We start from the raw sequence: 25,814 nt of genomic DNA on the forward strand, positions 1-25,814 counted from the left end.
AGAAATTCCTTTCGGCGGAAAAATGGCCGGCTGAGATACGGCCAATCAGCCAAAAACAATGCCCTTGGGCAGATAGACTTCGAGCAAATAGGAGAACACAAACCACCAGAGCAGGGCTTGTACTGCGCCACCTGCCAGTGCGAATTTCAGCGGTGCGCCAAACAGGGCTGCAATTACGGTAACGATGAAGAATACGGTCAGCAGAAAACCTGCGGTTTCAAGCATCAGCACGGCCACAACCAGTGTCAGGGGCACGGCCAGTACCCGCAACAATGTGGCTCCGCGCGGAAAATCTTCAGCCTCACCCGGATTTCTGAGATAAAAGAAACACAGCAACCCGAGAATGACTGCCAGCATCACCGGCACGACCCGCGGTCCGAGAGGATCTGACGCAAAAGCATAGTCAATGCGACTGCCACCGATACCGTAAACCACGGCCAGCACCAGAAAACAGGCCGCATAAATAAGTCCTGTACGTTTTGAATTGACTGAGTTTTCGGACATAAATTGCCTCCTGCATCGCCGCTGGTAAGGCGGTTGCCGCATAATTTGTTCATGGCTTTGCGAAGATGCTGATGCATATCCGGACACAACCAGAGAAGTTTAGAAGTGAAACAGATTGGTCCTGCAATACTGGCAAAGACACAGGATGCGGGATCAGTCAGGGTGCGGAGCCGCTATGCAGGCGGCACGGAATGGAGGCCGCGCCACCCGCAAGGCTGCGTTTACATACCTGCTTCTTTGGCCAGTGTTTTAAAGCGTGCTACGTCAGCTTTAACCTGATCGTCAAAAGCCTGCCCGATCTGGGTATAGGCATAAAGGCCGCGGGCTTCACGCTCTTGCGCAAATTCCGGCGTTTCTGCCATTTTGGCAAAAGCATCGACCCACCATTTATAATCAGCATCGGAAACATCTTTGCCGACATAGTAACCGCGCCAGACCGGCCAGTCGATTTCAACGCCCTGTTCGCGGGCAGTTGCCACATCTTTGAGATCACCCGGCAGACGCTCCGGTGCCATCACCGCAAGAATACGCACTTTGCCTGCGGCATGATGTTTTGACATTTCCGCAGCATCACCGGCGCCGACTTTGACATGACCGCCTTCCAGAGCTGTCAGTACCGCGCCGCCGCCTTCAAGCGCGACATAGCGCATTTGTTTCGGATCCTGACCGGCATTTTTGGCCAACAGCGAACCCTTCATCCAGTCCTGCGAGCCGACTGCGCCACCGCCTGCAATGGCGAAGTCAGATGGGTTTTCTTTATAGGCGGCAATCAGTTCCTGAAGGTTTTTGTAAGGGGAATCTGCCGCCACAACCAGCACGCCGTAATCTGTGCCGAGCGCACCAAGCCAGCGGACGGCACTTTCATCATATTTACCAAATTTGCTCTGTGCGATCAGCAGTGCCGAGCCGGTGGAGGCTGCTGCGATCATATTATTATCGGCTGCGCGTTTGCCGATGACATGATTATAAGCAACTGCGCCGACGCCGCCTTCCATATAGGTGACAGCCATTGGTTTATTGATTGTTTTTGTCGCCAGCAGTGCATTTGCTGCCAGACGGCAGGTCAGATCAAAACCGCCGCCTGGCTTCGCCCCCGCGAGACATTCCGGTTTTGACGGTTCAGCCTGAGCACCTGCTCCCGCAGTGAAAGCCACTCCGGCAACGGCCAATACACCGATAAATAGATGTTTCATATGCGCTCCCTCTCATCCGCTCTGCTGGCGGTTCCTCGCAATATCTGAACGACAACCGGCAGTTTTACATTGCGGTATGAAGACCGCAGCAGCCGGCATCACAGACATTCCTCCCAGTCTGTGATCGGGCGAAACTTCCATATGAACCTGTCATGAGACTGTCACCGAAAATAGATTTTCTCGTTCTTGTGCGCTGCGCTTTTCTCATGTTAACTCGGCACCATGCGCATTCTTTTGGTGGAAGACACAACTGATGTCGGGGAGGCAATCAGCCAGCGCCTGCAAAAAACCGGTCACCTGATTGACTGGCAAACAGACGGCGCTGTGGCTGCGGAAATTCTCGGCTTTACCGAATATGATCTGGTTATTCTCGACGTTATGCTGCCCGGCATGAACGGTTTCGAGATACTGAAACATATCCGTAAGACCGGTAATATGACGCCGGTGCTGATTTTGACGGCGCGTTCCGAGGTTGAAGACCGTGTTGGAGCGCTGGATATCGGCGCGGATGATTATCTGGTGAAGCCCTTTGATTTTCGTGAGCTTGAGGCTCGTATCAGGGTGCTGTTACGTCGTAAAAACGGCGGTGCCACCAATCTCATCACCTGTGGCGATCTTATTCTTGACCGGCAAAGCCGTTCGGTATCGGTCGGTACAAAAGAAATTCAGCTGAAAAGGCGTGAAATCGCAATATTAGAATTGCTGCTCTCAAGGCCGGGGCGGTTGTTCAGCAAGGGTGAGCTGATGGATCATCTCTACGGTTTTGATGAAGAGGTAAACAGCAATGCTGTTGAGCTTTATATCAGCCGTCTGAGAAAAAAGATTGAGGGAGCGCGCGTCAGGATCATTACGCAGCGTGGCATCGGCTACCAGATGGTTGCAGATAATGGCACGTGAACATTCGCTTTTTGGCAGGCTGGTTCTGCGGGTCACGATCATTCTGACTATCGGCGCGGCCTTGCTTATCACAGCTGCATGGTATTACGGACGCAGTGCTGCCAGCCAGACCTATGATCGTCTGCTGCTCGGTGCTGCTTTGCAAATGGCAGGCAGCCTGTCCATCGAGGATGGCAAGCTGAATGCCAGTCTGCCGGTTTCGGCCTTTGAATTGCTGGGATTTTCACAGGAAGACCGTATCTTTTACCGCCTGATTGATACGGAAGGGCAGACCCTGACGGGTTATCGCGATCTGGCCGGTTATATTGATTATACTGCGGCGCGGACAGGGCCGGTTTTTCTTAATGATGTTTATCGCGACACGCCTGTGCGTCTGGTGGTTGTCTCCCGTGTTTTGTCAGATCCGCCTTTATCCGGCTGGGCCTATGTGCTGGTGGCGCAAACAACCGAAGCCAGAAATGCGCTGACACAGGAGATTACCAGCCGTGCGATTTTGCTTGTTATTCTGATGAGTTTTTTGGCACTGATTGCCGGAATTCTGGCGATACGTTATTCGCTGCAACCCGTGGGGGCGCTTGGCAGCGCGCTGCATAAACGTGATCCGCAGGATCTGACCCCACTTGATCTTGATATACCGACCGAGATGAAGCCGTTTATCGGTTCGATCAATCATTTTATGAACCGGCTCGATCAGAGGGTGATGCTGCTACAGCGCTTTATTGCTGATGCGGCACATCAGATACGCACGCCGCTGACAGCTTTGGCCGCGCAGGCAGATATGCTGGAAACCGAAACCCTACCTGCGAATGCGCAACATTCCCTGCAACGTATGCGCGTTCGCATCGCGGAATTATCAAGGCTGACGGGGCAGTTGCTCAATCATGCCATGGTCATTCACAGGGCAGGAACTGTTCATCTGGAAAAGACAGATCTGGTCATTGTTGCCAGACAGGCTTTCCGCATGGCTGTGCCGGTGACAGTTAATCCTGATATTGTTGTGTCATTTGAGGCTGCGCAAAAGCAAGTGCCGGTAGCGGGGGATATTGTCAGTCTGCGCGAGGCAATTGCCAATATTATCGACAATGCCCTGCGCCATGGCAGTAAGGCCGAACTTGCGGTCAGGGTTTCCGCAGAAAACGGCCGTGCTTTGGTGGAAGTCTCTGATGACGGGGATGGTATCCCGCCTGAAAAATGGCATCATGTTGTTGAGCGCTTCATAACGTCGAAACCGCATGAGGGTAATTCCGGTCTGGGCTTTGCCATCGCTTCGGAAGTTGCAACCGCCCATAGCGGTCTGATCCGCTTCAGGGAGAAAACCGCGCATAGCAATTTCTGTGTCATTCTCGATATTCCGCTGGGGCAGGACGCATGATGCGCAAATATCAAGCTCTGAATTTATCTGTACTGGCAGTTTGGTTTGCGACAAGTGTTGCATCTCCTGCCAGTTCGTCTGAAGGGACATTCAGCCTGTTTCCTGCGCTGAAACCGGAAACAGAGCGCCTGCAAATCAGCGGAGCGATGGATACAGCTGCGATTGCGCCTTTAATTAGGGACTTTCAAAAGCAAAGACCGGATATAGCTGTTGCCTATAATGATCGTGTAACCAATGATCTTTACGAGGATGCGGATGCGGCCTGTATGGCTAAAACATCTTTTGCTGATGTTATTTTATCATCCTCTGTCGATCATCTGGTCAAACTCGCCAATGACGGATGCGCCCGATCCTATCAGTCGCAATATACAGTCAATGTTCCTGAGTGGACGCAGTGGCGCAATGAAGTTTACGGCTTCACTTTTGAACCGGCCGTTCTGGTCTATAACAGCGATTATGTGGCACCGGATGAAATGGCTGCAACACATGGCGAACTTGCCGATCTGCTGCGCAGGAAAAATGATTATTATTTCCGCCGTGTCGGAACCTATGATTTGCGGACATCCGGCATAGGTTATTTACTTGCTTTTCTTGATGCCCAGCAGGCATCCGCGACCTACGGGCGGTTGCTGGAAAGCATGAGCCGGACAGAGAGTGCATTATATTGTTGCAATAATGATGTGCTTCGCAGGCTGGAAAGCGGCGAGCTCTATATCGGTTATAATATTCTGGGCTCTTATGCCTATGCCGCGCAAAAGCGGAATCCCAAATTACGCATCACGATGATGCGGGATTATACGCATATTCTCAGCAGGGGTATCTTATTGCCACGTTACGCAAAAAACTACCGCCTCGGGGAAAGTTTTCTGGATTATCTGCTTTCACCGCAAGGAAAAGCGGTTGCGTTGCAGGAAGGGATATCATTCCCATGGGATGGTGTGCCGCCGTCAGACATTAATGCACCGGGATCTTTGCTGACATCGGGCATTGGCAGGCCGATACGGATCGGACCTTCCTTGCTGGCAGCGCAGGATCAGATGCGCAGACAGCGTTTTATCGGTGACTGGCAGGATGCAATGCTGCCAGCATCGCTGGAGCCGTGAGGGTAGCAGAATAATAAATCTCCGGAATATTGATTGAGTATTCCGGAGATGCTGTTTTGAGAGCTGAGGTCTTAGAATTTATAGGCTATACCCAGCCGTATATTGTTGGTGGTGAGTTTTGCTTCCACCAGATCATTATCGTCGATACCTTTTTTACCATAGTCGCTGTAGCGATATTCCGCACGCAGCAACAGATTATTGGTCAGCGCATAATCAACACCCGCACCGAGTGTGAAGCCGACATTGGTATTGGATGTTGTGCCGAGATCGGTGTTTCCGGTTGTCAGATTATGTTTAATACCTGCAAAAGCCACACCACCGGCGACATAAGGCAGCCAGCGTTCATAATTGATACCAAAACGGGCGCGGAGCGCGCCTTCCCATTCAACGCGACTGTTCCAGACATAATTACGTGTGCCGATGAGAATATCGCTATCTTTGCTCAGATCAGAATAATTAATGTCGCCTTCAAGGCCGAATAAATAAGCATTTGAAAACTCCCAGTTATAACCGGCATAAAGACCGCCCATAAAGCCGTTTGAGTTTGCAGATAGATCGCTATTATAGCCGTATAGCTTTGTCTTTGCCCAATTATACCCGACCTGACCGCCGATATAGGCACCACCCCAGATTGAGGATTCATCATAGGCAGGTGCTTCAGGGCTATTGTAAACGACATCAGCTGCATGAGAAATATTGATATTCGAAATAAAAAACGCAGCCGTTAAAAGTAAAAATTTATTTTTCACGCAATGACTCCTTATGAAAGCATGAGCCATAAGCATATTTTCAAGTTAATAAAAATAATGTAGTAAAAATGCAACTCAAATTTTTGATTTAATTTGATTATTATAGAGCAATAAATTCAATGTTTGAGCAAAAATTCTCTAATTATATGTTTTTATTCTATGGGGATTATCTCTGTGGAATAGGCGTTATTTATTTATCGGGCAGAAAATTCTGTGAAAATTTTTGACAATTGAATTTATGGTAAAAGAAAGATAATTGCAGCGCCACTTTTACAACCAAAAGTGGCGCTCTGCGAAAAATCAGTCGCGGGCAAGAGCTGCCACAGGGTCAAGCTTGGAGGCATTGCGCGCGGGCAGGAAGCCGAAACAAATCCCGATCAGGCTTGAGCAGATAAATGCGGCGATGATTGAGAATGGCGAATAGATCAGTTCAAATGGTGTATTGAATTGTCTGAACAGCCAGCCGAAGCCCATTGCCACCATAATACCGAGAAAGCCGCCGATCAGACAGACAAGTACGGCTTCGATCAAGAATTGCTGCAATATATCGCTGCGTCTTGCGCCGACAGCCATCCGCACACCGATTTCATTGATCCGCTCGGAAACGGAAACCAGCATAATATTCATCACGCCGATACCGCCGACCAGCAGCGAAATCAGCGCAATCGCTGAGACCAGCAGGGTGAGTGCCTGCGTTGTGCTGGTGATGGTTTTGCGGATATCATTGGTATTCAGGATCGTGAAATCCTCTTCACCATGTCGCTGGATCAGAAAAGCGGTGACGGCTTTTTCGGCCAATTCAGGAGACGTATCATCGCTGATGCGCAATGTGAGGCTGCGCAAAACGCGTGAACCGGTCATACGGGTCTGCACTGTGGTATAGGGCAGATAGATGGACAGGTTTTCGCTGGAGCCGAACCCGCCTTGCTCCGGCTGCATGATGCCGACAATTCTGACAGGTACATTTTTGAGAATGATAATCTGGCCGACCGGACTGCCGTGGAAATTCGCGAACAGGGTTTTGCGCGTATTCTCGTCAATTACTGCATCCAGCGCGATATCCTGAACGCTTTGCTCGTCAAAAAAGCGTCCTTCAGCAATCTTACTGCCGCGGGTGACAAAATACTGGTCGCTGACACCATTAATCAGGGCATTTGCTTCCACGCCGCCAAAACGTGCTGTCGCCGGTGTGGAAACCGTAGGCGTTGCGGCCATAATATAGGGCTGTTTGGCAAGCTGATTGGCATCATCAATCGTCAAAGTGGTGATGCGGGCAGACATACGGTCGCCAAAGCCGCGTCCGGGGAAAATCTCCAGCGTATTGGTACCGAGACTGCTGATCTGGTCGAGCACCTGCTTTTGTGAGCCTTTACCGAGTGCCACAACACAGACAACCGAAGCAATGCCGATAATAATACCGAGCATTGTCAGAAAAGTGCGCAGCCGGTGCGCATTCATCGAGCGCAGTGCCATCAGAAAAGCTTCGCTGAAACGGTCGGCCAATGTGCCCAGCGATGAGTGCCCGCCTTTGCCTGCACTCGTTGTGGCGGCAATGTCGCTCTCAGGTGCCTGCGCTGTTGCAGCCTTCTCGTCGCGGGTAGTGTCGGAGATGATTTCCCCGTCGCTGATCTCAATGATCCGTTGCGCCCGCTCGGCGACATTGCGGTCATGGGTCACGATGATGATCGTTTTGCCTTCGCGGTGCAGCTCTTCAAGGATTTTCAGAACTTCTTCACCGCTATGGCTGTCCAGAGCGCCGGTCGGCTCATCGGCAAGAATAACATCGGCATTATTGATCAGTGCACGGGCGATGGAAACGCGTTGCTGCTGACCGCCGGAAAGCTGGCCGGGGCGGTGATGAGTCCGGTCTCCCATGCCGAGCCGGGCGAGTATATGAACGGCCTGTTGTTGCCGGTCTTCACGGTTTTGACCGGCATAAATTGCGGGGATTTCCACATTGCCGACAGCGCTCAGCTCGTTAAGCAGATGATAGCGTTGAAAAATAAAGCCGAAATGCTCGCGCCGCAGCTGGGCGAGTTCATCGGCATCAAGATCGGAAGTTTCCCGTCCGGAGATGAAATATTTGCCCTCGGAAGGTCTGTCGAGACAGCCCAGAATATTCATCAAAGTGGATTTGCCGGAGCCGGAGGCACCGACAATTGCCACCATTTCACCATGGCCGATTGTCAGATTGACATCTTTCAGCACAGTGGTGAAACCGTCGCCAGAAGGGTAATGACGATAAAGATGCTCGAGGGTAATCAGCGGCTTATCCATCATCAGAACCTTATGGAACGGCCGCGGCGGCTGCGCGGAACTGCCGGTCCGCCGGCACTGTCGCCGGTGACGATTTTCTCGCCTTCTTTCAGGCCGGAGACAATCTCAACCAGAACCTTGTCATTCAGGCCGGTTTCGACCGGTTTTTCGCTGATAGTCCCGTTTGGCTCCATCACCCGCACCGTGACTTTGCCTTTTTCGTCAGCCTCAGACAGTGCGGTGGAAGGGATCAGCAAAACATTATCAGCCTGCCCCAGAATGATATGAATTTCAGCAGTCATATAGGTTTTCAGCACACCGTCAGGATTGGCAATGTCAAAAATACCCTTGTAGTAAATGGCTGAGGCTGTGCTGGTACTGCTGCTCGCCGCACTGGTGCCGCCAAAACTCTTATCACTGACGATGGATTGCGGCGCGGGTTCCAGAATCTGCAATTCGGCTGTGTAACGCTTGTTACTTTGGCCGGGGATTGTGAAATAAAGATCCTGCCCTTCTTTGACATTCACCACATCGGCTTCAGAAATATCGGCCTCAACAGTCATGGTGTCGAGCTGGCCGATAATGGCAATGGTTGGTGCCGATTGCACAGCGTTCACCGTCTGGCCTTCCTGTACAACAGTGGCCAGAATTGTGCCATCAATCGGCGCACGGATTTGCGTATAGCCGAGATTGGCTTCAGCCGTTTCAACTGCGATTTTAGACACTACAATTTGCGCATCGCTTAATGCGATCTGCGCTTCGGCGGATTTAACGGCTTTGACGGCTTTGTCATAATCGGCGCGCGAAATGGCATTGCGCGATACCATCTGCTGCTGACGGGTCAGATCCTGTTTGGCCAGTTCCAGCTGGGCAATTTTATCTTCACGGTCTGCCTGATTGCGAACTTCTTCCGCTTTTGCCTTCCGCAGATCATTCTGCTGGGTGGTGGCGTCAATCTGAGCAATCAGATCGTCTTTTTTCACCAGCTGTCCGGCTTTAACATTGAGGCTCAGCACACGGCCGGAAGCCTGTGCACCCACAGCCACCAGTCGTGCAGGTTTGAGAATGCCGGTGGCAAGGACTGTGGTTTCAATATCACCCTTGCGCACCGTATAAGTCATAATCTGCGGGGTTGCAGTCTTGAAATAATCCGCAGTGAAGTAATAGAGAACAGCAGCTAGTCCTGCGATTGCAAGCAACCAGAAGAGCCATTTTTTAGCAAAACTGCGTTTCTTTTTGGAACTACCGTTCATCTATACCTCATCAGCCTGAAACTTCATTTCAGGGTATTCTTTTTTTGGTTACCAGATGCGGCCCTGTATAGCCGTCCTGAATTTCAGCTTTGTCTGTTATAATGGTGCCGTTCCAGCCGCCACCCAGAGCTTTTTGCAGATTGATATAATCCTGCAACAGGCTGACCCTGAGTTGAATCAGGCTGCCTTCATTTGAATAAAGCGAACGCTCGGATGTCAGAAGATCAAGGAAACTCGTGGAGCCGCTCTCATAGAGCGCACGGGAAAGCTCCGTTGCCCGCCGGTAAGACTGTACAGCTTTTTGTGTCTTGGCATATTGAATACGCCGCTGATTAAGCGACACGCTGGCATTTTCAACTTCTTCCAAAGCGGTCAGAATAGCCTTGCGATAGCTGATAAAGGCCTGATCGCGGCTGGCTTTTGCAACATCGACTGCGGCATTGAGCTGACCGCCTTTAAACAACGGAACGGTCAGGCTCGGACCAAAACCCCAGCTGATTGTGGAGCCTTTTCCAAGATCGCCGATCCGCGCTCCCGCAGTGCTGATATTACCGGTGAGGCTGACACTCGGATAGAGAGCCGCCTGTCTCTGACCGATGACCGCAGTGGAGCGTGCATAATTGCGCTCTGCAACCCGCAAATCAGGACGGTTCAGCAATAAATCGGCGGGGATACCGGCCGTCACGATTGCCGGAACCGCAGGAACAGGCTTCGTTTTTTCAAGCATAGCGGTCAGTGCAGTCGGCGCTTGACCGGTCAATACCGACAGGCGATGCAGGCTCTTCGCATAGGCGGTTTTCAGTTCCGGAATTTGCGCTTCCGTACTGCTTGTCTGTCCTTCTGCATTGGCCAGATCAACTTCGGAAATATCGCCGGCATTAAATCGTGCACGGGTCAGTTCAGCGGTTTTGCGCTGAGATTTTACGGTGCGTTCAGTCAATGCAATGCGTGCCTGCAATCCGCGCAACTCCGCATAATTGCTGGCAATGTCACCGATCATGGTCACCAGAACCGCATGCATATTTTCCTGCTCGGCATCCAGACCATAGCGCGCGGCTTCCACGGAGCGGAGATTGGCGCCGAAGAGATCAAGCTCCCAGCTGGTGTTCAAACCGGCAGTGAGACCGGTGCTTTCACCGCTATCGCCGCTCTTGGAGCGCTTCGCACTGCCTGAACCGTCAAGCACAGGGTATAAAGCGCCGCCGGCCTGCTGATAGGAGGCACGGGCTTCGCGGATTTTGGCTTTTGCCAGCGCAACATCATTATTGCCTTGCACAGCCTGACCGATCAGATTGTCCAGCACCGGATCATTGAAACGTTTCCACCATTGTGCAAGTTGCGCCGGTTTGGCTGGTGCAGATTTTTGTCCGCTCCAGGAAGCGGGCAATAAAGTGGACGGGGTCTGATAGTCGGGGCCGACAGCGACACAGGACGCGAGAGCCGGAAGCGTTATGCTCAACGTTGCCAGACGCAAAAACAGCACAGTCATGAAATGGCAATATCCCTGAAATATAAATAACAGCCGGAGCATTGCCGCACCCGCCCGGTATTCTCACCGGATGCGCGCAACAATGCGATAAAATCAAGACACCGGAGAGATAAAACATACTCCTGACAAACACCGGCTGTCATGCCGTGCTTGCAGTCTTGTCACAGCTTGGCGATGAAAAAAAGCAAGAAAACTGTTTTTTTACCAAGCTTAACGATTTGTAATGATAAATCCGCTGACTGTGCATAACAGGCAAATGAATTGTCAGGATTTTGTCAGGGCAAACCGTTCAGCCTGAAAAAGATTGTGGATCAGCTGTCCGGACTGTGCAAGCGGATGCGGCTGATAATCAGATCGCTGGCTGTCAGAATATCATGAGCGATTGCTGCCTCCGCAGCATCCGCATCGCGATTTTCAATCGCTTCCACGATTTTATAATGGTCATCAATCATTGCCCGTCCGCCATGTTTATAGGCATCGGCAATCAGTGGCCCCATTTGCAGCCATAGCCGGTTGATGATGGAATTGAGCACCGGCATGTCGGCGACTTCCACCAAGGCCGAATGGAAAATATGGTTCATTGCCAGTGCATCGCCCCAGAGCTGCTTTTTCATTGCCTTGTCATTATCTTCGACCAGTTTCCAGAGGCGGGCTATGTCTTTTTTACTGGCCTGCTGTGCCGCCTGTCTGGCGGCAAGTCCTTCAAGGCGCACGCGGATGGAACGGATTTCCTCATATTTTTTCTGATCCAACACCGGCACGCGAATATCCCGCGGTGTTTTCTGAATCAGCGCTTCGTCTTGAATGAGCCGCAGCAATGCATCGCGTACGGGCGTAACACTGGTCCCCAGTGATGCCGCCAATTCACGGATTGTCAGTCTTGTGTCCGGCGCGAATTGTCCGCGCATCAGCGCCTGAGAGAGTTTGCGATAGACGATTTCGCCGAGATTATGGTGTTCAAGTGTCTGAAGTTCTGAAATGCCATTCATGCAAGATATGTCCCCCGCAGTGAGCGAACTGTTCTGTTTTTATGATCTCACCCCATATCCGGCCCTGTTTTGCCGGAAATGTTCCGAATAAAATGACTCATCATAACCATGAATAAAATCACGGCAATGTTATTGATTACGCTGTTTATCAGGCCTGTCGCAACAATAAATTGGGCTCTGCGATATGCTTGACAAACTATTATATAAAAAACATGATGCATCAAATGGGAGGCGGGATTTTATTTCAGATCATCGCTTCAGCGGAGAAATTTCAGAGCAATTTTAAGCCAAAAGCGGAACCGGTTTTAGCTTAGAACTGCGCCGAGCAAAGCGATGAACGGTTTCCGGTTCGGAAAACAAAAACCGTTCTGAAATAAACCAGGTAGGGAACTATGGATAAGCAGCCGAATTCACCTGAAGCGCGTGATATTCAGTATCACCTTCATTCCTATACGAATGCGCGTCGTCATCAGGAAATCGGACCGATGATCCTTGAAAAAGGTGACGGGATCTATGTCGAGGACAATAACGGCAAGCGCTATATTGAAGGTCTGGCCGGTCTGTGGAGCGTGGGCGTAGGCTTCTCGGAACAGCGTCTCGTGGATGCTGCCACCAAACAGATGCAGAAACTGCCTTATTATCACAATTTCGGCCATAAATCCCACGGCCCTGTGATTGATCTGGCGGAGAAGCTGGTGACCATGGCGCCGGTGCCGATGAGCAAGGCGTTTTTCACCAATTCCGGCTCCGAGGCCAATGATACCGCGATTAAAATGCTGTGGTACCGTTCCAATGCACTCGGCCAGCCGCAGCGCAAAAAGATCATCAGCCGCAAGCGCGGTTACCATGGTGTGACCATTGCTGCTGCAAGCCTCACCGGCCTGCCTGCAAACCAGATGTCTTTCGATCTGCCGATTGCCAATATTCTGCACACATCCTGCCCGCACTACTGGCGCGAGGCGCTGCCGGGTGAAACGGAAGAACAATTCACCGACCGCATGGCTGCTGATCTGGAAGCAATGATTCTGGCAGAAGGCCCTGATACCATTGCTGCATTTATCGGTGAGCCGATCATGGGTGCCGGTGGTGTTGTGGTACCGCCGGACAGCTACTGGGGTAAAATTCAGGCTGTTCTGAAAAAATATGACATTCTGCTGATTGCGGATGAAGTGATTTGCGGTTTCGGCCGTACCGGCAATATGTTCGGTTCCGAGACCTTCAAAATGCAGCCGGATATTATGGTCTTTTCCAAGCAGCTTTCATCTTCTTATCTGCCGATCTCGGCACTTGTAGTGAATGAAAAAGTCTTTGCACCACTGGCTGACGAGAGCAATCGTATCGGTACTTTCGGCCATGGTTATACCGGCGGTGCGCATCCGGTTGCCGCAGCTGTTGCCAATGAAAATATCAAGATTATTGAAGAAAATAATCTGGTTGATAATGCCCGTGAAGTCGGCGCGCATATGCAGAAGCGTCTGCGTGAACTGGCAGACCATCCGCTTGTGGGTGAAGTACGCGGCAAGGGCCTGATCGCAGCGGTTGAACTGGTTGCTGACAAGCAGACCAAAGAACCGCTTGAAAAAGCTGGTAATCTTGGCCTGATGGCAAATGCTGCGCTGCTGAACAATGGTGTTATCTGCCGCAATATGCTGGACACTGTCGCATTCTGCCCGCCGCTGATCATCAATGAAAAGCAGGTTGATGAAATGGTCGGCGCTTTTGCCAAGGCACTGGATACAGTGGCTGCTGAAGTGAAGAAGTAATTTCTTCTGAAATTTGGAATGAAACGGCGCATGTGAGCAATCATATGCGCCGTTTTTATTTATACCCTTTCAAACGACTGCAATATGTGCTTAATCTCGCGCATCCACAGGGGGGCTCCGTAGTGCCGGGGCTGAGATGCTAGTGTCAAACTGGCGGACCCTAAAGCTGATCTGGGTAATACTAGCGGAGCGAGGCGGACCATGTTTTCTGGCGCACAAATTTCCCTTAATACTGTCACGGCAATTCCGGCGGGCTATCTCCGGCTGACCTGAAGAATTCACTGCAAGTTTCACCCGTATTCTTGTCACCGGAATTCTGTCATGTCTGTTTATCAAGCTGCCGCTGCAGATTGCTCGCAATCTGCACGCAAATCGTCTGATTATATCGTTACATTTCTGCCCGCCATCTTGTCGGTCAGTGCGATCTTTCTGTTCTGGGAAAGCTATGTCGCGCTGTCAGGCATCGCACCTTCCGTCTTGCCTGCACCAAGCCGGATTCTGCAGCAGATGTTTTTGCATCGTCAGGCTTTGTGGGACAATACGCTGCCGACAATCCGCGCAACGCTGATCGGCTTCAGCTGTTCTGTCATCACCGCCTGTCTGCTCTCTGTGCTGATCGACCGGTATATTCTGTTGCGGCGGGCACTGTTTCCGGTTTTCATTATCAGCCAGACCCTGCCGCTGATCGCCATTGCGCCTTTGATTGTGCTGTGGTTCGGCTTTGGTTTACTGCCGAAAATTCTGCTGGTCTCTCTGGTTACGTTTTTTCCGATGCTGGTGGCACTGGTGCAGGGCTATGCCGCGACGGATAAAGAGATAGAGCATTTGCTGGCCTCAATGGGCGCAGGCAGATGGACGATTTTCCGCTTAGCGCGCATTCCTTCGGCTTTGCCTTACTTCTTCGCCGGCTTACGCATCTCGATTACCTATGCGGTTGTCGGTGCGATATTTGCTGAATATGCGGGCGCGCTGAAAGGGCTGGGCATCTATATTCTCAATGCCAAAAACAACTTCCGGCCTGATCTCGTGCTGGCTGCCGTATTTATCAGTGCTACGCTGACTTTGAGCCTGTTTGGTCTGACATTGCTGATGCAGAAATGGGTCGCCCCGTGGCTGAAAACAGAGCGGGGGGCAGGGCAATGACACGTCTGCAATTGCAATCCGTCGCCAAGTCCTTTGGCTCTCTGGAAGTTCTGCGCAATATTTCCCTTCATGTGGCTGAAGGGGAATTTGTCTCGGTTTTAGGACCGTCCGGTGCCGGAAAATCGACGATTTTCAATCTGCTGACCGGTGCGGAACAGCTCTCGCAAGGGCGCATCATGTTTGACGGGGCACCATTGGCACAGGCACGCGATGCTTTCGCTTTCATGCCACAGCGCGATGCGCTGATGCCGTGGCGACGGATGATAGATAATGCCACGCTGGGGCTGGAAGTGCAGGGCATGAGCCGCAAGGATGCCCGCCAATTAGCTGAGCCATTGTTTGAGGAATTTGGCCTTGCCGGTTTTGAGCAGGCCTATCCGGCGGAGTTGTCAGGCGGTATGCGCCAGCGGGCAGCTTTGCTGCGCACAGTTGTCCAGCAACGCAAAATGCTGCTGCTGGACGAGCCTTTCGGTGCGCTGGATGCTCTGACCCGCGCTTCGATGCAGCACTGGCTGGAGAGTATGTGGCAGAGCCATCGCTGGACGGCATTGCTGATTACCCATGATGTGCGTGAAGCCGTTTATCTCTCCGACCGGATTTATGTGTTGTCGGCACGCCCCAGCAGGGTTGTGCATGAGGTGACTGTCGATCTGCCGCGCCCGAGACGGGACTCTATGCACAAAACCGCATTGGAAAAAGCTGCCGTGCTGGAAGCTGAAATCTTAGATCTCCTCCTGAATTTGTAAGGAAATAATCATGGCAATTCTCAATCGCCGCCGCCTGTTATCCGCACTGGCTCTGTCCGGTGCAATGAGCCTGCTGCCGGTCACATCTTTCGCCAAAGATCCGGCGAAAGTGACTGTCGCCCTCGACTGGACAGTGAACACCAATCATATCGGCATGTTCATTGCCCGCGATCAGGGTTTTTATAAAGAAGCGGGGCTTGATGTAACGATCCTGCCTTATTCCGATACATCAGCGGGTGTGCTGGTCGCCAGTGGTGCGGCGGATTTCGGTATTGTCGGCTCTACCGGCCTGTTTGCGCAGCGCACTGCGGGTGCTGATCTTGTCGGTACCTATGCGGTCGTGCAGCATGAAACCGGCCGTCTGGTCTTTATGGATGACCGGCAGGATATTCAATCTCCGAAAGACCTCGACGGCAAAACCTATGCCGGTTTTGGTTCCAACTGGGAGCGCAGGATGATTGCCAGTATGATCCGCGCTGATGGTGGTAAAGGTGAGTTTGAAATTGTGACACTCGGCACCTCGGCCTATGAGGCGCTGGCCAATGGTGCGGTGGATTTCACGCTGGAAATCGTGACATGGGAAGGCGTGAAAAACGAGCTTGAAGGTGTGAAACAGCGGGCATTCCGCTATTCTGATTATGGGGTTCCGGATCAGCATACGACATTGTTGGTCTCATCAGGCAAATATCTCAGTGAAAATTCGGATGCGGCAAAAGCCTTCCTGAGTGCCACACAGCGCGGCTATGCCTTTGCTGCCGATCATCCGGATGAAGCGGCGGATATTCTCATTCGCGGTAATCAGGATGTGCTGACCGATGACAAGCTGATCCGCGCCTCGCTGAAGGCTCTCAATGACGGGCATTTCCTGCGTGACAGTGATGGTACAATCGGCAAAATGCACCCTGAAACCATGAATGCTATGGGCGAGTTTTTATTTAAAGCACAGATTCTCTATGATAAAGAAGGTGTTGTTGTGCAGGAAAAACCGGATTTCTCCGCGTATTTTACCAATGATTTCCTGCCGTAAATAACGGAACAATGAATGAGCAAGCAGGAACCGGTGCGTATTATTGTGATGGGCGTCTCCGGTTCCGGCAAGTCTACTCTGGCCGGTGCTCTGGCGCAGACATTGGCACTGGTTTTTATTGAAGGCGACGATCTGCATCCGACTGCCAATATAGCGAAAATGCAGGCGGGTGAGCCGTTGGATGATGCTGACCGCCTGCCTTGGCTTCAGGCGATTTCCGAGCAGATTTTAACATTACCTGAAGGTGCGGTGGCGAGTTGTTCTGCGCTGAAAAAATCCTATCGGGATTTGCTGCGTGAGCAGATCGGCCAGCCTTTATATTTCATTTGCCTGACCTGCGATCCCGCCATGATTGCTGCGCGTTTGCAGGCGAGACACGGGCACTTCATGCCCGCATCTTTACTCATTTCACAGCTGGCCAGTTTTGAAAACCCGCAAGGCGAACCGGCGACACTGATGCTGTCCTGCGATCAGCCTGTGAACACCATGATTGCGACTTGCAAAACATGGCTGGCTGATCAGGCTGGATTAAGCGCAATCACAAAGACTGTGCCGCTACCGGAAAGCTGAAGCTCTGCATTGCTGCATTGCTCACACCGCAGACAATCATTGACTTCAAGCTGTATCTCACCGGCCTGCACTGTACCGCTGCTGCAAAAGACCAGCACGGTTGCGCCGGAAAGGGACACAGCTGTCTCAGCTGAAATCTGATGACGACTGACCTGATGTGTAAACCGCCCGCGCCGTGTCATCACATTCAGATCGGCGATGGCAGAGCCGAGCAATTTCGCACTGGTCGGACTGTCGGCAGGGAAGGAAAAGGGCGGTGTTTCACCTTTCAGTTCCTGATCGTCCAGCCCTTCAACAGACAGGATAATCCCGTCGCCTTCCAGTACGGACAGAGTGCGGTCGATGCCGGTAAAAACCGAAAACGGTCCGTCACTGGCCACGGTTGCGGTACTGATACGCCAGTCGAAATTATCGACTGACGCATCTGCAGGGAAAACCGCGATTTCAACGGTAACACCGCCACCGTTTTTCCACGGCATCCGGCGGTGTTGATGATTTTTGAGAAGCTGCATTTACTGTAACCAGCCGTTGGAAACCGCCCAAAGAGCTACAGGCGCTGTCAGCAGAATGCTGAGTGCCGTGCGGATATACCAGATCACAATCAGATCACGGAATTTGAGCGGGATTGAAGTTGCAAGAACACAAGGGATAGAGGCCGAGAGAAACAATACCTGCGAGACGGAAACCACCGCGGCCACAAATTTCAGCGTCACATCGGCATCTTTCAGCAGGATGGCAGGCAGGAACATTTCAGCCAGACCTGAAGCCATGGATTTCGCCGCCAGCATTGGTTCTGACAATTGGGCAATCCATGTGAACGGATAGAGCGCGAGCCCCAGCACATCAAAGACCGGTGTATATTTGGAGGCCAGCAGGCCGAGCAGGCCAACAGCCATAATGCTTGGCAGGATCATCGAGGCCATACGCAAGCCGTCGAGGAAAGTTGCACGCAGCATCGGCAGAATGTGAGGCGCTTTTTCTGCCTGTTCCAGACCCGCATCAATCGCGGTTGCGATGCGGGATTTACCTTCCGGCAGCGGTGTGTCGCGGGTGGCCGGATGATCCATTTTGGCCAGCGGCCACAGGCGCGCAACAATTGCCGAAACGATGAAAGTCACGAAGAAGGTTGTCCAGAAATACAGGTTCCACGCATCCATCAGATTAAGTGTCTTGGCGACAATAATCATGAAAGTTGCTGAAACAGTCGAAAAGCCGGTGGCAACAATCGCCGCTTCACGCGCGGTATATTTGCCCTCGCGGTAAACGCGGTCGGTAATCAGCAAAGCCAGCGAATAGCTGCCGACAAAAGAAGCCACCGCATCAATAGCCGACCAGCCTGGTGTGCGCCAGATCGGGCGCATTACCGGCTGCACAATCACGCCGGTAAATTCCAGCAATCCGTAACCGATCAGAAATGCCAGTGCCAAGGCGCCAATCGGCACAATCAGACCGACGGAGAGCACCAGCTTGTCAAAAAGAAACGGCAGCATATCCGGCGTAAACAGCAATGCCGGTCCGATACCGGCGAGATACATGATTGTGAGCACCAGACCCAGCACACGCAAAACGGAGAAAATCGTCTCGGTCAGGTTCTTGTTCCATGTGCCGCGGACAAACGGGCTGAGCGCGCCATAGGCAATCAGCAGGCAGACAAAAGTCAGCGCCGCAGGCCGTAATTGTGTGGCGATAGCGGTCGCTGCATGGTCGAGCAGAATGGTGGATTTGCCGCCGATCGTCACCGGCACAAAGAAAAAGAAAATGCCGATAAAACTGAAAAAGATGAGTTTGAGAGCAGCCCCGCCGCGTGAGCCGCCGCTGCTGCCGATTGTTGTATCTGTCATGATTACCCCTGATTATTATTATTCATGCAGAAGGAGATTCCGTGATCTCAGAAGCTGTTTTGCCCTTGTCTGTTACGGCCTCTCCCAAAGCCGGAAATGTGAAAGATAAAGGCAGCCCCCTCAAAGGCTGCCTTTCTTTAAGTCTTTAGTTGCCGAGAATGCCCGGCAGGCGCAGGCCCTGTTCCTTGGCGCAGTCGACTGCAATGTCATAACCGGCATCGGCATGACGCATCACGCCAGTGGCAGGGTCATTCCACAGCACGCGCTCAAGACGACGGGCGGTATCTTCAGTACCGTCAGCACAGATCACCATGCCTGCATGCTGGCTGAAGCCCATGCCAACGCCGCCGCCGTGATGCAGCGATACCCATGTGGCACCGGATGCGGTGTTGAGCAGCGCATTGAGCAGCGGCCAGTCGGACACAGCATCGGAGCCGTCTTTCATCGCTTCCGTTTCGCGGTTTGGCGACGCCACAGAACCGGAATCCAGATGATCGCGGCCGATCACAACCGGTGCTTTCAGCTCGCCGTTTTTGACCATTTCGTTGAAGGCAAGGCCGAGACGATGGCGGTCACCCAGACCAACCCAGCAAATACGGGCAGGCAGACCCTGAAACTCAATGCGCTCACGCGCCATATCCAGCCAGTTATGCAGGTGCTTATTATCCGGCAGCAGTTCTTTGACCTTGGCATCAGTCTTGTAAATATCTTCCGGATCACCGGAGAGTGCTGCCCAGCGGAATGGGCCGATACCACGGCAGAACAGCGGACGGATATAGGCAGGCACAAAGCCCGGGAAGGCAAATGCGTCTTCCAGACCTTCTTCCAGTGCCATCTGACGGATATTATTGCCGTAATCGAGGGTCGGAATACCCATATTCCAGAAATCAACCATCGCAGCGACCTGAATTTTCATCGAAGCGCGCGCTGCCTTTGCAACGCCTTTCGGGTCGCTTTCTTGTTTTGCGCGCCATTCGGCAACGCTCCAGCCGATCGGCAGATAGCCGTGTACCGGATCATGTGCGGATGTCTGGTCGGTGACGATATCCGGCTTAACGCCGCGCTTCACCAGTTCAGGGAAAATCTCTGCCGCATTGCCGATCAGGGCAATCGATTTGGCTTCACCGGCTTTTGTCCATGCATCAATACGTGCCAGCGCTTCATCAAGGCTGTGGGTCTTTTCATCGACATAGCGGGTACGCAGGCGGAAATCCGCGCGGGTTTCATCGCATTCAACAGCAAGACAGCAGGCCCCGGCCATGACAGCGGCCAGTGGCTGTGCGCCGCCCATACCGCCTAAGCCGCCGGTGAGAATCCATTTGCCTTTGAGGTTGCCGCCGAAATGCTGACGACCGGCTTCGACAAAGGTTTCATAAGTGCCCTGCACAATGCCCTGCGCACCGATATAAATCCACGAACCGGCGGTCATCTGGCCATACATAGCCAGTCCCTTTTTATCCAGTTCGTTGAAATGATCCCAGTTTGCCCAATGCGGCACCAGATTGGAATTGGCGATCAGAACGCGCGGCGCATCTTTATGGGTGCGGAAAATACCGACCGGCTTGCCGGATTGTACCAGCAATGTTTCATCGCCTTCCAGATCTTTCAGGCTGGCAACAATCTTGTCAAAATCTGCCCAGGTGCGCGCGGCGCGACCGATACCGCCATAGACCACCAGCTCATGCGGGCGCTCGGCAACATCGGGATGCAGATTGTTCATCAACATGCGCATCGGCGCTTCGGTGAGCCAGCTTTTGGCGGTGATTTCCGTGCCGGTTGCAGGACGGATTTCACGTTCATTATGGCGTGGATTAGTCATCGAATGTTCCCTTATTTAGATTTGAGATTGGCAGCGGCGGCTTCAAGCTGCTGCAAAATGTTTTTGAGATGGCTGCGCAATTTAGCTGCCTTAGCCTCGTCATAGGCAAATGGCACGGCTTCAGTTGCCAGATGTGTCGATTGCGCGAGTTCCATCTGAATGGCGTGCACACCCGTTTCCGGTTGGCCGTAATAGCGCGTTGTCCAGCCGCCTTTGAAACGGCCGTTGAGGATGGACGTGTAACCTTCAGCCTGCTTCGCTACACCGAAGACTGCTGCTTCAATGACCGGCGCACAGGTCTTGCCATTGTCCGTTCCGATATTGAAATCCGGCAATGTGCCTTCAAACAGAAACGGAATATGGGAGCGGATCGAGTGGCAGTCATAGAGAATGGCTATGCCGTGAATGGCCTTAACGCGTTCGATCTCTGCCGCCAGTGCTTCATGATAGGGCTTGTGAAAACGGCTGATGCGATCTGCAATATCGGCCTCAGCCGGTTGCTCACCGTCTTTCCAGATAGCCAAACCATCAAAATCCGTTTCCGGTATCAGCGTGGTTGTATTCTGCCCCGGATAGAGGCTCACACCCGCCGGATCACGATTGGCATCAATGCAATAGCGGTGGAATGTGGCGCGCACTGTCGTCACATTATCCAGCAGCCCGTCATAGAGCTTGTGAATATGCCAGTCCGTATCGGCAAGAATGCGACCATTCTCATTGAGGCGTGCCCAAATATCCTCCGGCACTTCCGTGCCGGTATGGGGGAGGCCAAGAATGACCGGCGAGGTTCCCTGATGAACTTCAAATGCGCTCATTTAGGCCTCCAAAACAGGGAGAATACCACTCGTGATCGCTGCATTCAGCGAGCCGTCAGCCACGATTTCCGCAGCGGCAGCCAGATCATCAGCCATATAGCGGTCAACTTCGAGCGTCGGCACTTTGGTGCGCAGCACGGCGATTGCCGCTTTCAGCTCAGGGCTGGTTTCCAGCGGGCCGCGCAGTTCCACGCCGAGGGCACCGGTCAGGGCTTCAATGCCGATAATTGCATTGAGATTGTCGGTCATTTGCAGCAGACGGCGGGCGCCGTGGCAGGCCATCGACACATGGTCTTCCTGATTGGCAGAAGTCGGTGTTGAATCGACCGAGGCCGGATGGGACATTTGTTTGTTTTCCGACATCAGAGCTGCGGAAGTGACTTCTGCAATCATCAGACCGGAATTGAGACCCGGCTTTTTCGCCAGAAACGCAGGCAGGCCGAAGGAGAGGGCAGGGTCAACCAGCAGTGCAATACGACGCTGGGCAATGGCCCCGATTTCACAAATTGCGAGAGCAATCTGGTCGGCTGCAAAAGCCACCGGTTCGGCATGGAAATTACCGCCGGAGACCACTGTATCATCGGAAAGCACCAGCGGATTATCGGTGACCGCATTGGCTTCAATTTCAAGCGTAACCGCGACCTGACGCAGCAGATCAAGACAGGCACCATCGACCTGCGGCTGGCAGCGGATGCAATACGGATCCTGCACGCGCTGATCGCCTTCCAGATGGCTGTCACGGATGACGGAGCCTTCAAGCAATTTGCGCAGAGCCGCGCCGGTATCGATCTGACCTTTATGGCCGCGCAATGTGTGGATGTCTGCGTGGAACGGTGCGGTGGAGCCCATAGCGGCATCGGTCGACAGAGCGCCGGTAATCAGCGCTGCCTGCAACGCGCGATGGGCGCGGAACAGGCCGGCCAGTGCAAGCGCGGTAGAAGTCTGCGTGCCGTTGATCAGGGCGAGACCTTCTTTAGCGGCCAGAACAACCGGTGTCAGACCGACTTTGCTCAATGCGGCAGCGGCAGAAATCCGTGCACCTTGATAGAAAACCTCACCTTCGCCGATCATCGCCGCAGCCATATGCGCCAGCGGTGCCAGATCGCCGGATGCACCGACGGAACCTTTTTCCGGAATGACCGGAATGACGCCTTTTTCAAGCATGGCTTCGATGAGCGCAATGATCTCAGGACGCACACCAGACGCTCCGCGACCAAGCGAAATCAGCTTGAGCGACATGATGAGACGCACAATATTTTCCGCCAGAGGCGCGCCTACACCGCAGCAATGCGACAGGATAAGATTACGCTGGAGTGTTGCCACATCTTCCGGAGCAATGCGGATGGAAGCCAGTTTGCCGAAACCGGTATTGATGCCGTAGACCGGAGCATCGCCTGCGGCGATTTCCGCAATGCGGGCGGCGGATTTGGCAATACCTGCATGGAAAGACGGATCAAGACAGGCAACTGTGCCGTTGCGATAAATATCTTCAAGTGTGGCGAGTGATACAGAACCTGGTTTCAGAATAATGCTCATGGCGGGTACTTTCTTCAAAGCGCATTCATCACATGCGCAGATATTCGGATCTTTTAGTTGCCGCGGAAAACCCGCTTCCAGAGCGGGTTAAAGCCGATGCGATAGACAAGCTCTGCAGGGCGCTGCACATCCCAGATTGCCAGATCGGCATATTTGCCGGTCTCGATTGTGCCGGTTTCAGCCAGAATGCCGAGCGCACGGGCGGCCTCGCGGGTTACACCGGCAATGCATTCATCGACAGTGAGGCGGAACAGGGTTGCACCCATATTCATGGTCAAAAGCAGGGAGGTCAGCGGGGATGTACCGGGATTATTATCGGTCGCCAGCGCCATTTTTGTGCCTGCTGCGCGGAAGGCTTCAACCGGCGGTTTTTGCGTTTCGCGGATAAAATAATAGGCACCGGGCAACAGCACTGCGACTGTGCCGGCCTTGGCCATGGCCTGTGCGCCTTCACTGTCGGTATATTCCACATGATCGGCGGACAGCGCATGATAAGAGGCGGCTAATTTGGCACCATGCAGGTTGGACAACTGATCGGCGTGGAGTTTGACCGGCAGGTCATGCGTCTTTGCAGCATCAAAAACACGGGCGATTTCATCGGGCAGGAAAGCGATCCCTTCACAGAAACCATCGACTGCATCGGCGAGCTTATCAGCGGCGATGGCAGGCAGCATCTCATTGATAATCACATCAATATAGGCTGACTTGTCGCCGTTCATTTCCGGCGGTAGCGCATGGGCACCGAGGAAAGTGGTGCGGATCGCAACATTACGTTCCTGTGCCAGACGTCTGGCTGCTTTCAGAGATTTGATTTCATTTTCTGTATCGAGACCGTAACCGGACTTGACCTCAACTGTTGTTGCGCCTTCAGCAATCAGGGCATCGAGGCGCGGCAGGCTTTCGCGTACCAGATCGTCTTCACTGGCGGCACGCAGCGCCTTTACGGAAGAGACAATGCCACCGCCCGCTTTAGCCACTTCCTCATAGGACGCGCCTTCGAGGCGCAGCTCAAATTCATGGGCACGGTTGCCCGCGTGAATCAGATGCGTATGGCAGTCGATCAGACCGGGGGTAATCAACCGGTTTTCGCAGTCGGTTGTCGGGTAATCCGCATAATGCTCCGGCAACTCGGACTGTAGTCCGACATAGGCGATTCTGCCTTGTTCCACCACGATTGCCGCATCTTCAATCAGGCCGAGACCATCTGCATTTTCACACAGTGTAGCAACGCGCGCATGGGTGAAAATATGGCCTTTGTCGTTCAGCGTATCTTTTGTCATGAATGTTTTCCCGCTTCCCCTCTCCAGCAATAATGTATATACATATTAAAAAATGGCAAAGGAAATTTTTAGCCGAATATTTCAGGAGGAGAGAACCGTGCTTCAGCAAAAACATGTCATCCATGCGCAACAGGCTTTATTGGAAAGCGGCTGGGCTGAGAATGTCCGCCTGACGGTTGAAGCCGGAACAATCACGGCGATTGAAAGCGGAGCAGACGCACAATCCGGCGATGAGCGCCATGAAGTTATCATTGCGGGGATGCCAAATTTGCACAGCCATGCGTTCCAATATGGCATGGCGGGGCTGGCAGAAAAGCGCGGCCCTTCAGCCGATAGTTTCTGGAGCTGGCGCGATGTGATGTATCGTTTTGCCCTGACCATGTCGCCGGAGCAGGCGGAGGCCGTAGCGCTGCGGCTCTATGTGGATATGCTGGAAAATGGCTTCACCCGCGTAGGTGAATTCCATTATTTGCATCATGACCGTGACGGTGCGCCTTATGCGGATGTGGCCGAGATGGGCAAACGTATTGCCAGCGCTGCCAATAAAAGTGGTATCGGCCTCACACTGTTGCCGGTTTTCTACGCTCACTCCACATTTGGCGGTGCTGTGCCAAATGAAGGGCAACGTCGTTTTATCAATAGCATAGATCAATATCAGCGCCTGCTGGACGGCTGCGGCACTGCACTGAAAAATATGGATGGCGCAGTGCTGGGCGTTGCCCCGCATAGTCTGCGGGCTGTGACGCCAGATGAGTTGAAAATCGTCACGCAAATGCTGCCGGAGACGCCGGTGCATATTCATGTGGCCGAGCAGGTTAAAGAAGTTGAAGACTGTATTGCATGGTCTGGCAAACGACCTGTTGAGTGGCTGTTGGACAATGTTGGTTTGAGCGATCGTTGGTGTCTGATCCACGCCACCCACATGACCGAGGACGAGACGACACGTATGGCGCAAGCCGGTGCGATCGCCGGTCTTTGTCCGGTGACCGAGGCTAATCTTGGTGACGGCACGTTCAATGCCGGTGTCTTCACACAGGCAGGCGGTAAATTTGGTGTCGGCTCGGATTCCAACGTGCTGATTGGGATGGGGGATGAATTGCGCCAGCTTGAATATTCGCAGCGCCTGCAACATCGCGCCCGTAATGTGCTGGCGGTTGCGGAAGGTTCAACCGGTCGCGCTTTGTTTGACGGCGCGCTTGCTGGTGGTCATATCGCTATGGGCGTGCGCGGGCAGGGGCTGAAAACCGGTGCATCAGCAGATTTTGTAGCACTGGATGTCAGCCGACTTCCCCATGCAAAAGGCGATATGGTGCTGGATGGTATGATTTTTGCCAACCGCGCCAAACCGGCGCATGTCTGGGTGCGCGGCGTAAAACAGGTTGAAAACGGCCGTCATCACCTGCATGAACAGGCAGAGACCGGTTTCCGTAAAGTTTTACATGAACTTCTGGAAAGCTGAGCCAGTCAAT

At 52.8% G+C, this 25,814-nt stretch carries 22 protein-coding genes and 1 riboswitch; of the genes, 9 read left to right on the forward strand and 13 right to left on the reverse strand.

Going from position 1 to position 25,814, the window contains the following annotated elements; translation table 11 throughout:
- Positions 1-45: 45 nt before the first annotated feature.
- Together KHQ09_RS01670 and KHQ09_RS01675 are read right to left on the reverse strand one after the other, a co-directional pair.
- Positions 46-504, reverse strand: coding sequence for a tripartite tricarboxylate transporter TctB family protein (locus KHQ09_RS01670; protein ID WP_213600190.1), 459 nt, complete (start codon positions 502-504; stop codon positions 46-48).
- Positions 505-725: 221 nt separating this feature from the next.
- The gene (locus tag KHQ09_RS01675; protein WP_213600191.1) at positions 726-1,697 is read right to left on the reverse strand and encodes a Bug family tripartite tricarboxylate transporter substrate binding protein; all 972 of its coding nucleotides are present in this window, start codon (positions 1,695-1,697) and stop codon (positions 726-728) included.
- A 222-nt stretch (positions 1,698-1,919) separates the two neighbouring features.
- Here KHQ09_RS01675 and KHQ09_RS01680 point away from each other — a divergent pair, with 222 nt between their 5' ends.
- The 3 genes from KHQ09_RS01680 to KHQ09_RS01690 are packed head-to-tail and all read left to right on the forward strand — an operon-like array spanning position 1,920 to position 5,069.
- Positions 1,920-2,594 carry a response regulator transcription factor gene (locus KHQ09_RS01680; protein WP_151159535.1) on the forward strand — a complete coding sequence of 225 codons (675 nt, stop codon included), beginning with the start codon at positions 1,920-1,922 and terminating at the stop codon, positions 2,592-2,594.
- Positions 2,584-3,966, forward strand: a complete 1,383-nt coding sequence (locus tag KHQ09_RS01685; RefSeq protein ID WP_213600192.1) for a sensor histidine kinase — start codon at positions 2,584-2,586, stop codon at positions 3,964-3,966. The genes KHQ09_RS01680 and KHQ09_RS01685 overlap by 11 nt, the downstream gene beginning before the upstream one ends.
- Entirely contained in the window at positions 3,963-5,069 is a 1,107-nt protein-coding gene (locus KHQ09_RS01690) for an ABC transporter substrate-binding protein (RefSeq protein ID WP_238481521.1), read from the forward strand. Before KHQ09_RS01685 ends, KHQ09_RS01690 begins: the two co-directional genes overlap by 4 nt.
- 71 nt (positions 5,070-5,140) lie before the next feature.
- Here KHQ09_RS01690 and KHQ09_RS01695 read toward each other — a convergent pair whose 3' ends face one another.
- The 5 genes from KHQ09_RS01695 to KHQ09_RS01715 form a co-directional block, all read right to left on the reverse strand.
- The gene (locus KHQ09_RS01695; protein WP_022709602.1) at positions 5,141-5,818 is read right to left on the reverse strand and encodes an outer membrane protein; all 678 of its coding nucleotides are present in this window, start codon (positions 5,816-5,818) and stop codon (positions 5,141-5,143) included.
- A gap of 300 nt (positions 5,819-6,118) precedes the next feature.
- Complete coding sequence (locus tag KHQ09_RS01700; protein ID WP_213600361.1) at positions 6,119-8,095, reverse strand: MacB family efflux pump subunit; 1,977 nt, start codon at positions 8,093-8,095, stop codon at positions 6,119-6,121.
- Between the two features lie 2 nt (positions 8,096-8,097).
- On the reverse strand, positions 8,098-9,327 hold the full coding sequence (locus KHQ09_RS01705) for an efflux RND transporter periplasmic adaptor subunit (protein WP_213600193.1): 1,230 nt from the start codon (positions 9,325-9,327) through the stop codon (positions 8,098-8,100).
- A 28-nt stretch (positions 9,328-9,355) separates the two neighbouring features.
- Complete coding sequence (locus KHQ09_RS01710) at positions 9,356-10,816, reverse strand: efflux transporter outer membrane subunit (protein ID WP_213600194.1); 1,461 nt, start codon at positions 10,814-10,816, stop codon at positions 9,356-9,358.
- 311 nt (positions 10,817-11,127) lie between these two features.
- On the reverse strand, positions 11,128-11,805 hold the full coding sequence (locus KHQ09_RS01715; protein ID WP_116088453.1) for a GntR family transcriptional regulator: 678 nt from the start codon (positions 11,803-11,805) through the stop codon (positions 11,128-11,130).
- A 392-nt stretch (positions 11,806-12,197) separates the two neighbouring features.
- Between KHQ09_RS01715 and KHQ09_RS01720 the strand changes: the two genes are divergently transcribed.
- The 5 genes from KHQ09_RS01720 (at position 12,198) to KHQ09_RS01740 (ending at position 17,054) form a co-directional block, all read left to right on the forward strand.
- Positions 12,198-13,568 carry an aspartate aminotransferase family protein gene (locus tag KHQ09_RS01720; RefSeq protein WP_213600195.1) on the forward strand — a complete coding sequence of 457 codons (1,371 nt, stop codon included), beginning with the start codon at positions 12,198-12,200 and terminating at the stop codon, positions 13,566-13,568.
- A 98-nt stretch (positions 13,569-13,666) separates the two neighbouring features.
- A riboswitch (TPP riboswitch) is annotated at positions 13,667-13,779 on the forward strand.
- Positions 13,780-13,889: 110 nt separating this feature from the next.
- Positions 13,890-14,711, forward strand: coding sequence for an ABC transporter permease (locus KHQ09_RS01725; protein ID WP_213600196.1), 822 nt, complete (start codon positions 13,890-13,892; stop codon positions 14,709-14,711).
- Complete coding sequence (locus KHQ09_RS01730) at positions 14,708-15,457, forward strand: ABC transporter ATP-binding protein (RefSeq protein ID WP_213600197.1); 750 nt, start codon at positions 14,708-14,710, stop codon at positions 15,455-15,457. The genes KHQ09_RS01725 and KHQ09_RS01730 overlap by 4 nt, the downstream gene beginning before the upstream one ends.
- A 10-nt stretch (positions 15,458-15,467) precedes the next feature.
- Complete coding sequence (locus KHQ09_RS01735; RefSeq protein WP_213600198.1) at positions 15,468-16,484, forward strand: ABC transporter substrate-binding protein; 1,017 nt, start codon at positions 15,468-15,470, stop codon at positions 16,482-16,484.
- A gap of 15 nt (positions 16,485-16,499) precedes the next feature.
- On the forward strand, positions 16,500-17,054 hold the full coding sequence (locus tag KHQ09_RS01740) for a gluconokinase (RefSeq protein ID WP_213600199.1): 555 nt from the start codon (positions 16,500-16,502) through the stop codon (positions 17,052-17,054).
- On the opposite strand, the gene KHQ09_RS01745 is transcribed toward KHQ09_RS01740, so the two are convergent.
- The 6 genes from KHQ09_RS01745 to hutI all read right to left on the reverse strand — a co-directional run bounded on the left by KHQ09_RS01745 (position 17,003) and on the right by hutI (position 24,345).
- The gene (locus tag KHQ09_RS01745) at positions 17,003-17,566 is read right to left on the reverse strand and encodes a HutD/Ves family protein (RefSeq protein WP_238481522.1); all 564 of its coding nucleotides are present in this window, start codon (positions 17,564-17,566) and stop codon (positions 17,003-17,005) included. The genes KHQ09_RS01740 and KHQ09_RS01745 overlap by 52 nt on opposite strands.
- Positions 17,567-18,895 carry a YjiH family protein gene (locus KHQ09_RS01750; protein WP_213600200.1) on the reverse strand — a complete coding sequence of 443 codons (1,329 nt, stop codon included), beginning with the start codon at positions 18,893-18,895 and terminating at the stop codon, positions 17,567-17,569.
- A gap of 145 nt (positions 18,896-19,040) precedes the next feature.
- The gene (gene hutU / locus KHQ09_RS01755; RefSeq protein WP_213600201.1) at positions 19,041-20,714 is read right to left on the reverse strand and encodes a urocanate hydratase; all 1,674 of its coding nucleotides are present in this window, start codon (positions 20,712-20,714) and stop codon (positions 19,041-19,043) included.
- A gap of 11 nt (positions 20,715-20,725) precedes the next feature.
- Entirely contained in the window at positions 20,726-21,529 is an 804-nt protein-coding gene (hutG, locus tag KHQ09_RS01760) for an N-formylglutamate deformylase (RefSeq protein ID WP_213600202.1), read from the reverse strand.
- Positions 21,530-23,065, reverse strand: coding sequence for a histidine ammonia-lyase (gene hutH / locus KHQ09_RS01765; protein ID WP_213600203.1), 1,536 nt, complete (start codon positions 23,063-23,065; stop codon positions 21,530-21,532).
- A 53-nt stretch (positions 23,066-23,118) separates the two neighbouring features.
- A complete protein-coding gene (gene hutI, locus KHQ09_RS01770; protein WP_213600204.1) occupies positions 23,119-24,345 on the reverse strand; it encodes an imidazolonepropionase in 1,227 nt (408 codons plus the stop codon).
- A 97-nt stretch (positions 24,346-24,442) separates the two neighbouring features.
- Here hutI and KHQ09_RS01775 point away from each other — a divergent pair, with 97 nt between their 5' ends.
- Positions 24,443-25,804 carry a formimidoylglutamate deiminase gene (locus tag KHQ09_RS01775; RefSeq protein WP_238481523.1) on the forward strand — a complete coding sequence of 454 codons (1,362 nt, stop codon included), beginning with the start codon at positions 24,443-24,445 and terminating at the stop codon, positions 25,802-25,804.
- Positions 25,805-25,814: the final 10 nt, after the last annotated feature.

Origin of the sequence: Pseudochrobactrum algeriensis (assembly GCF_018436245.1) — a bacterium.
GTDB classification, from domain to species: domain Bacteria; phylum Pseudomonadota; class Alphaproteobacteria; order Rhizobiales; family Rhizobiaceae; genus Pseudochrobactrum; species Pseudochrobactrum saccharolyticum.

Coding starts and splice junctions, on each gene's coding strand:
- KHQ09_RS01670 (WP_213600190.1), bottom strand. CDS start 504: ATGTCCGAAAACTCAGTCAATTCAAAACGTACAGGACTTATTTATGCG.
- KHQ09_RS01675 (WP_213600191.1), bottom strand. CDS start 1,697: ATGAAACATCTATTTATCGGTGTATTGGCCGTTGCCGGAGTGGCTTTC.
- KHQ09_RS01680 (WP_151159535.1), top strand. CDS start 1,920: ATGCGCATTCTTTTGGTGGAAGACACAACTGATGTCGGGGAGGCAATC.
- KHQ09_RS01685 (WP_213600192.1), top strand. CDS start 2,584: ATGGCACGTGAACATTCGCTTTTTGGCAGGCTGGTTCTGCGGGTCACG.
- KHQ09_RS01690 (WP_238481521.1), top strand. CDS start 3,963: ATGATGCGCAAATATCAAGCTCTGAATTTATCTGTACTGGCAGTTTGG.
- KHQ09_RS01700 (WP_213600361.1), bottom strand. CDS start 8,095: ATGGATAAGCCGCTGATTACCCTCGAGCATCTTTATCGTCATTACCCT.
- KHQ09_RS01705 (WP_213600193.1), bottom strand. CDS start 9,327: ATGAACGGTAGTTCCAAAAAGAAACGCAGTTTTGCTAAAAAATGGCTC.
- KHQ09_RS01710 (WP_213600194.1), bottom strand. CDS start 10,816: ATGACTGTGCTGTTTTTGCGTCTGGCAACGTTGAGCATAACGCTTCCG.
- KHQ09_RS01715 (WP_116088453.1), bottom strand. CDS start 11,805: ATGAATGGCATTTCAGAACTTCAGACACTTGAACACCATAATCTCGGC.
- KHQ09_RS01720 (WP_213600195.1), top strand. CDS start 12,198: ATGGATAAGCAGCCGAATTCACCTGAAGCGCGTGATATTCAGTATCAC.
- KHQ09_RS01725 (WP_213600196.1), top strand. CDS start 13,890: ATGTCTGTTTATCAAGCTGCCGCTGCAGATTGCTCGCAATCTGCACGC.
- KHQ09_RS01730 (WP_213600197.1), top strand. CDS start 14,708: ATGACACGTCTGCAATTGCAATCCGTCGCCAAGTCCTTTGGCTCTCTG.
- KHQ09_RS01735 (WP_213600198.1), top strand. CDS start 15,468: ATGGCAATTCTCAATCGCCGCCGCCTGTTATCCGCACTGGCTCTGTCC.
- KHQ09_RS01740 (WP_213600199.1), top strand. CDS start 16,500: ATGAGCAAGCAGGAACCGGTGCGTATTATTGTGATGGGCGTCTCCGGT.
- KHQ09_RS01745 (WP_238481522.1), bottom strand. CDS start 17,566: ATGCAGCTTCTCAAAAATCATCAACACCGCCGGATGCCGTGGAAAAAC.
- KHQ09_RS01750 (WP_213600200.1), bottom strand. CDS start 18,895: ATGACAGATACAACAATCGGCAGCAGCGGCGGCTCACGCGGCGGGGCT.
- hutU (WP_213600201.1), bottom strand. CDS start 20,714: ATGACTAATCCACGCCATAATGAACGTGAAATCCGTCCTGCAACCGGC.
- hutG (WP_213600202.1), bottom strand. CDS start 21,529: ATGAGCGCATTTGAAGTTCATCAGGGAACCTCGCCGGTCATTCTTGGC.
- hutH (WP_213600203.1), bottom strand. CDS start 23,065: ATGAGCATTATTCTGAAACCAGGTTCTGTATCACTCGCCACACTTGAA.
- hutI (WP_213600204.1), bottom strand. CDS start 24,345: ATGACAAAAGATACGCTGAACGACAAAGGCCATATTTTCACCCATGCG.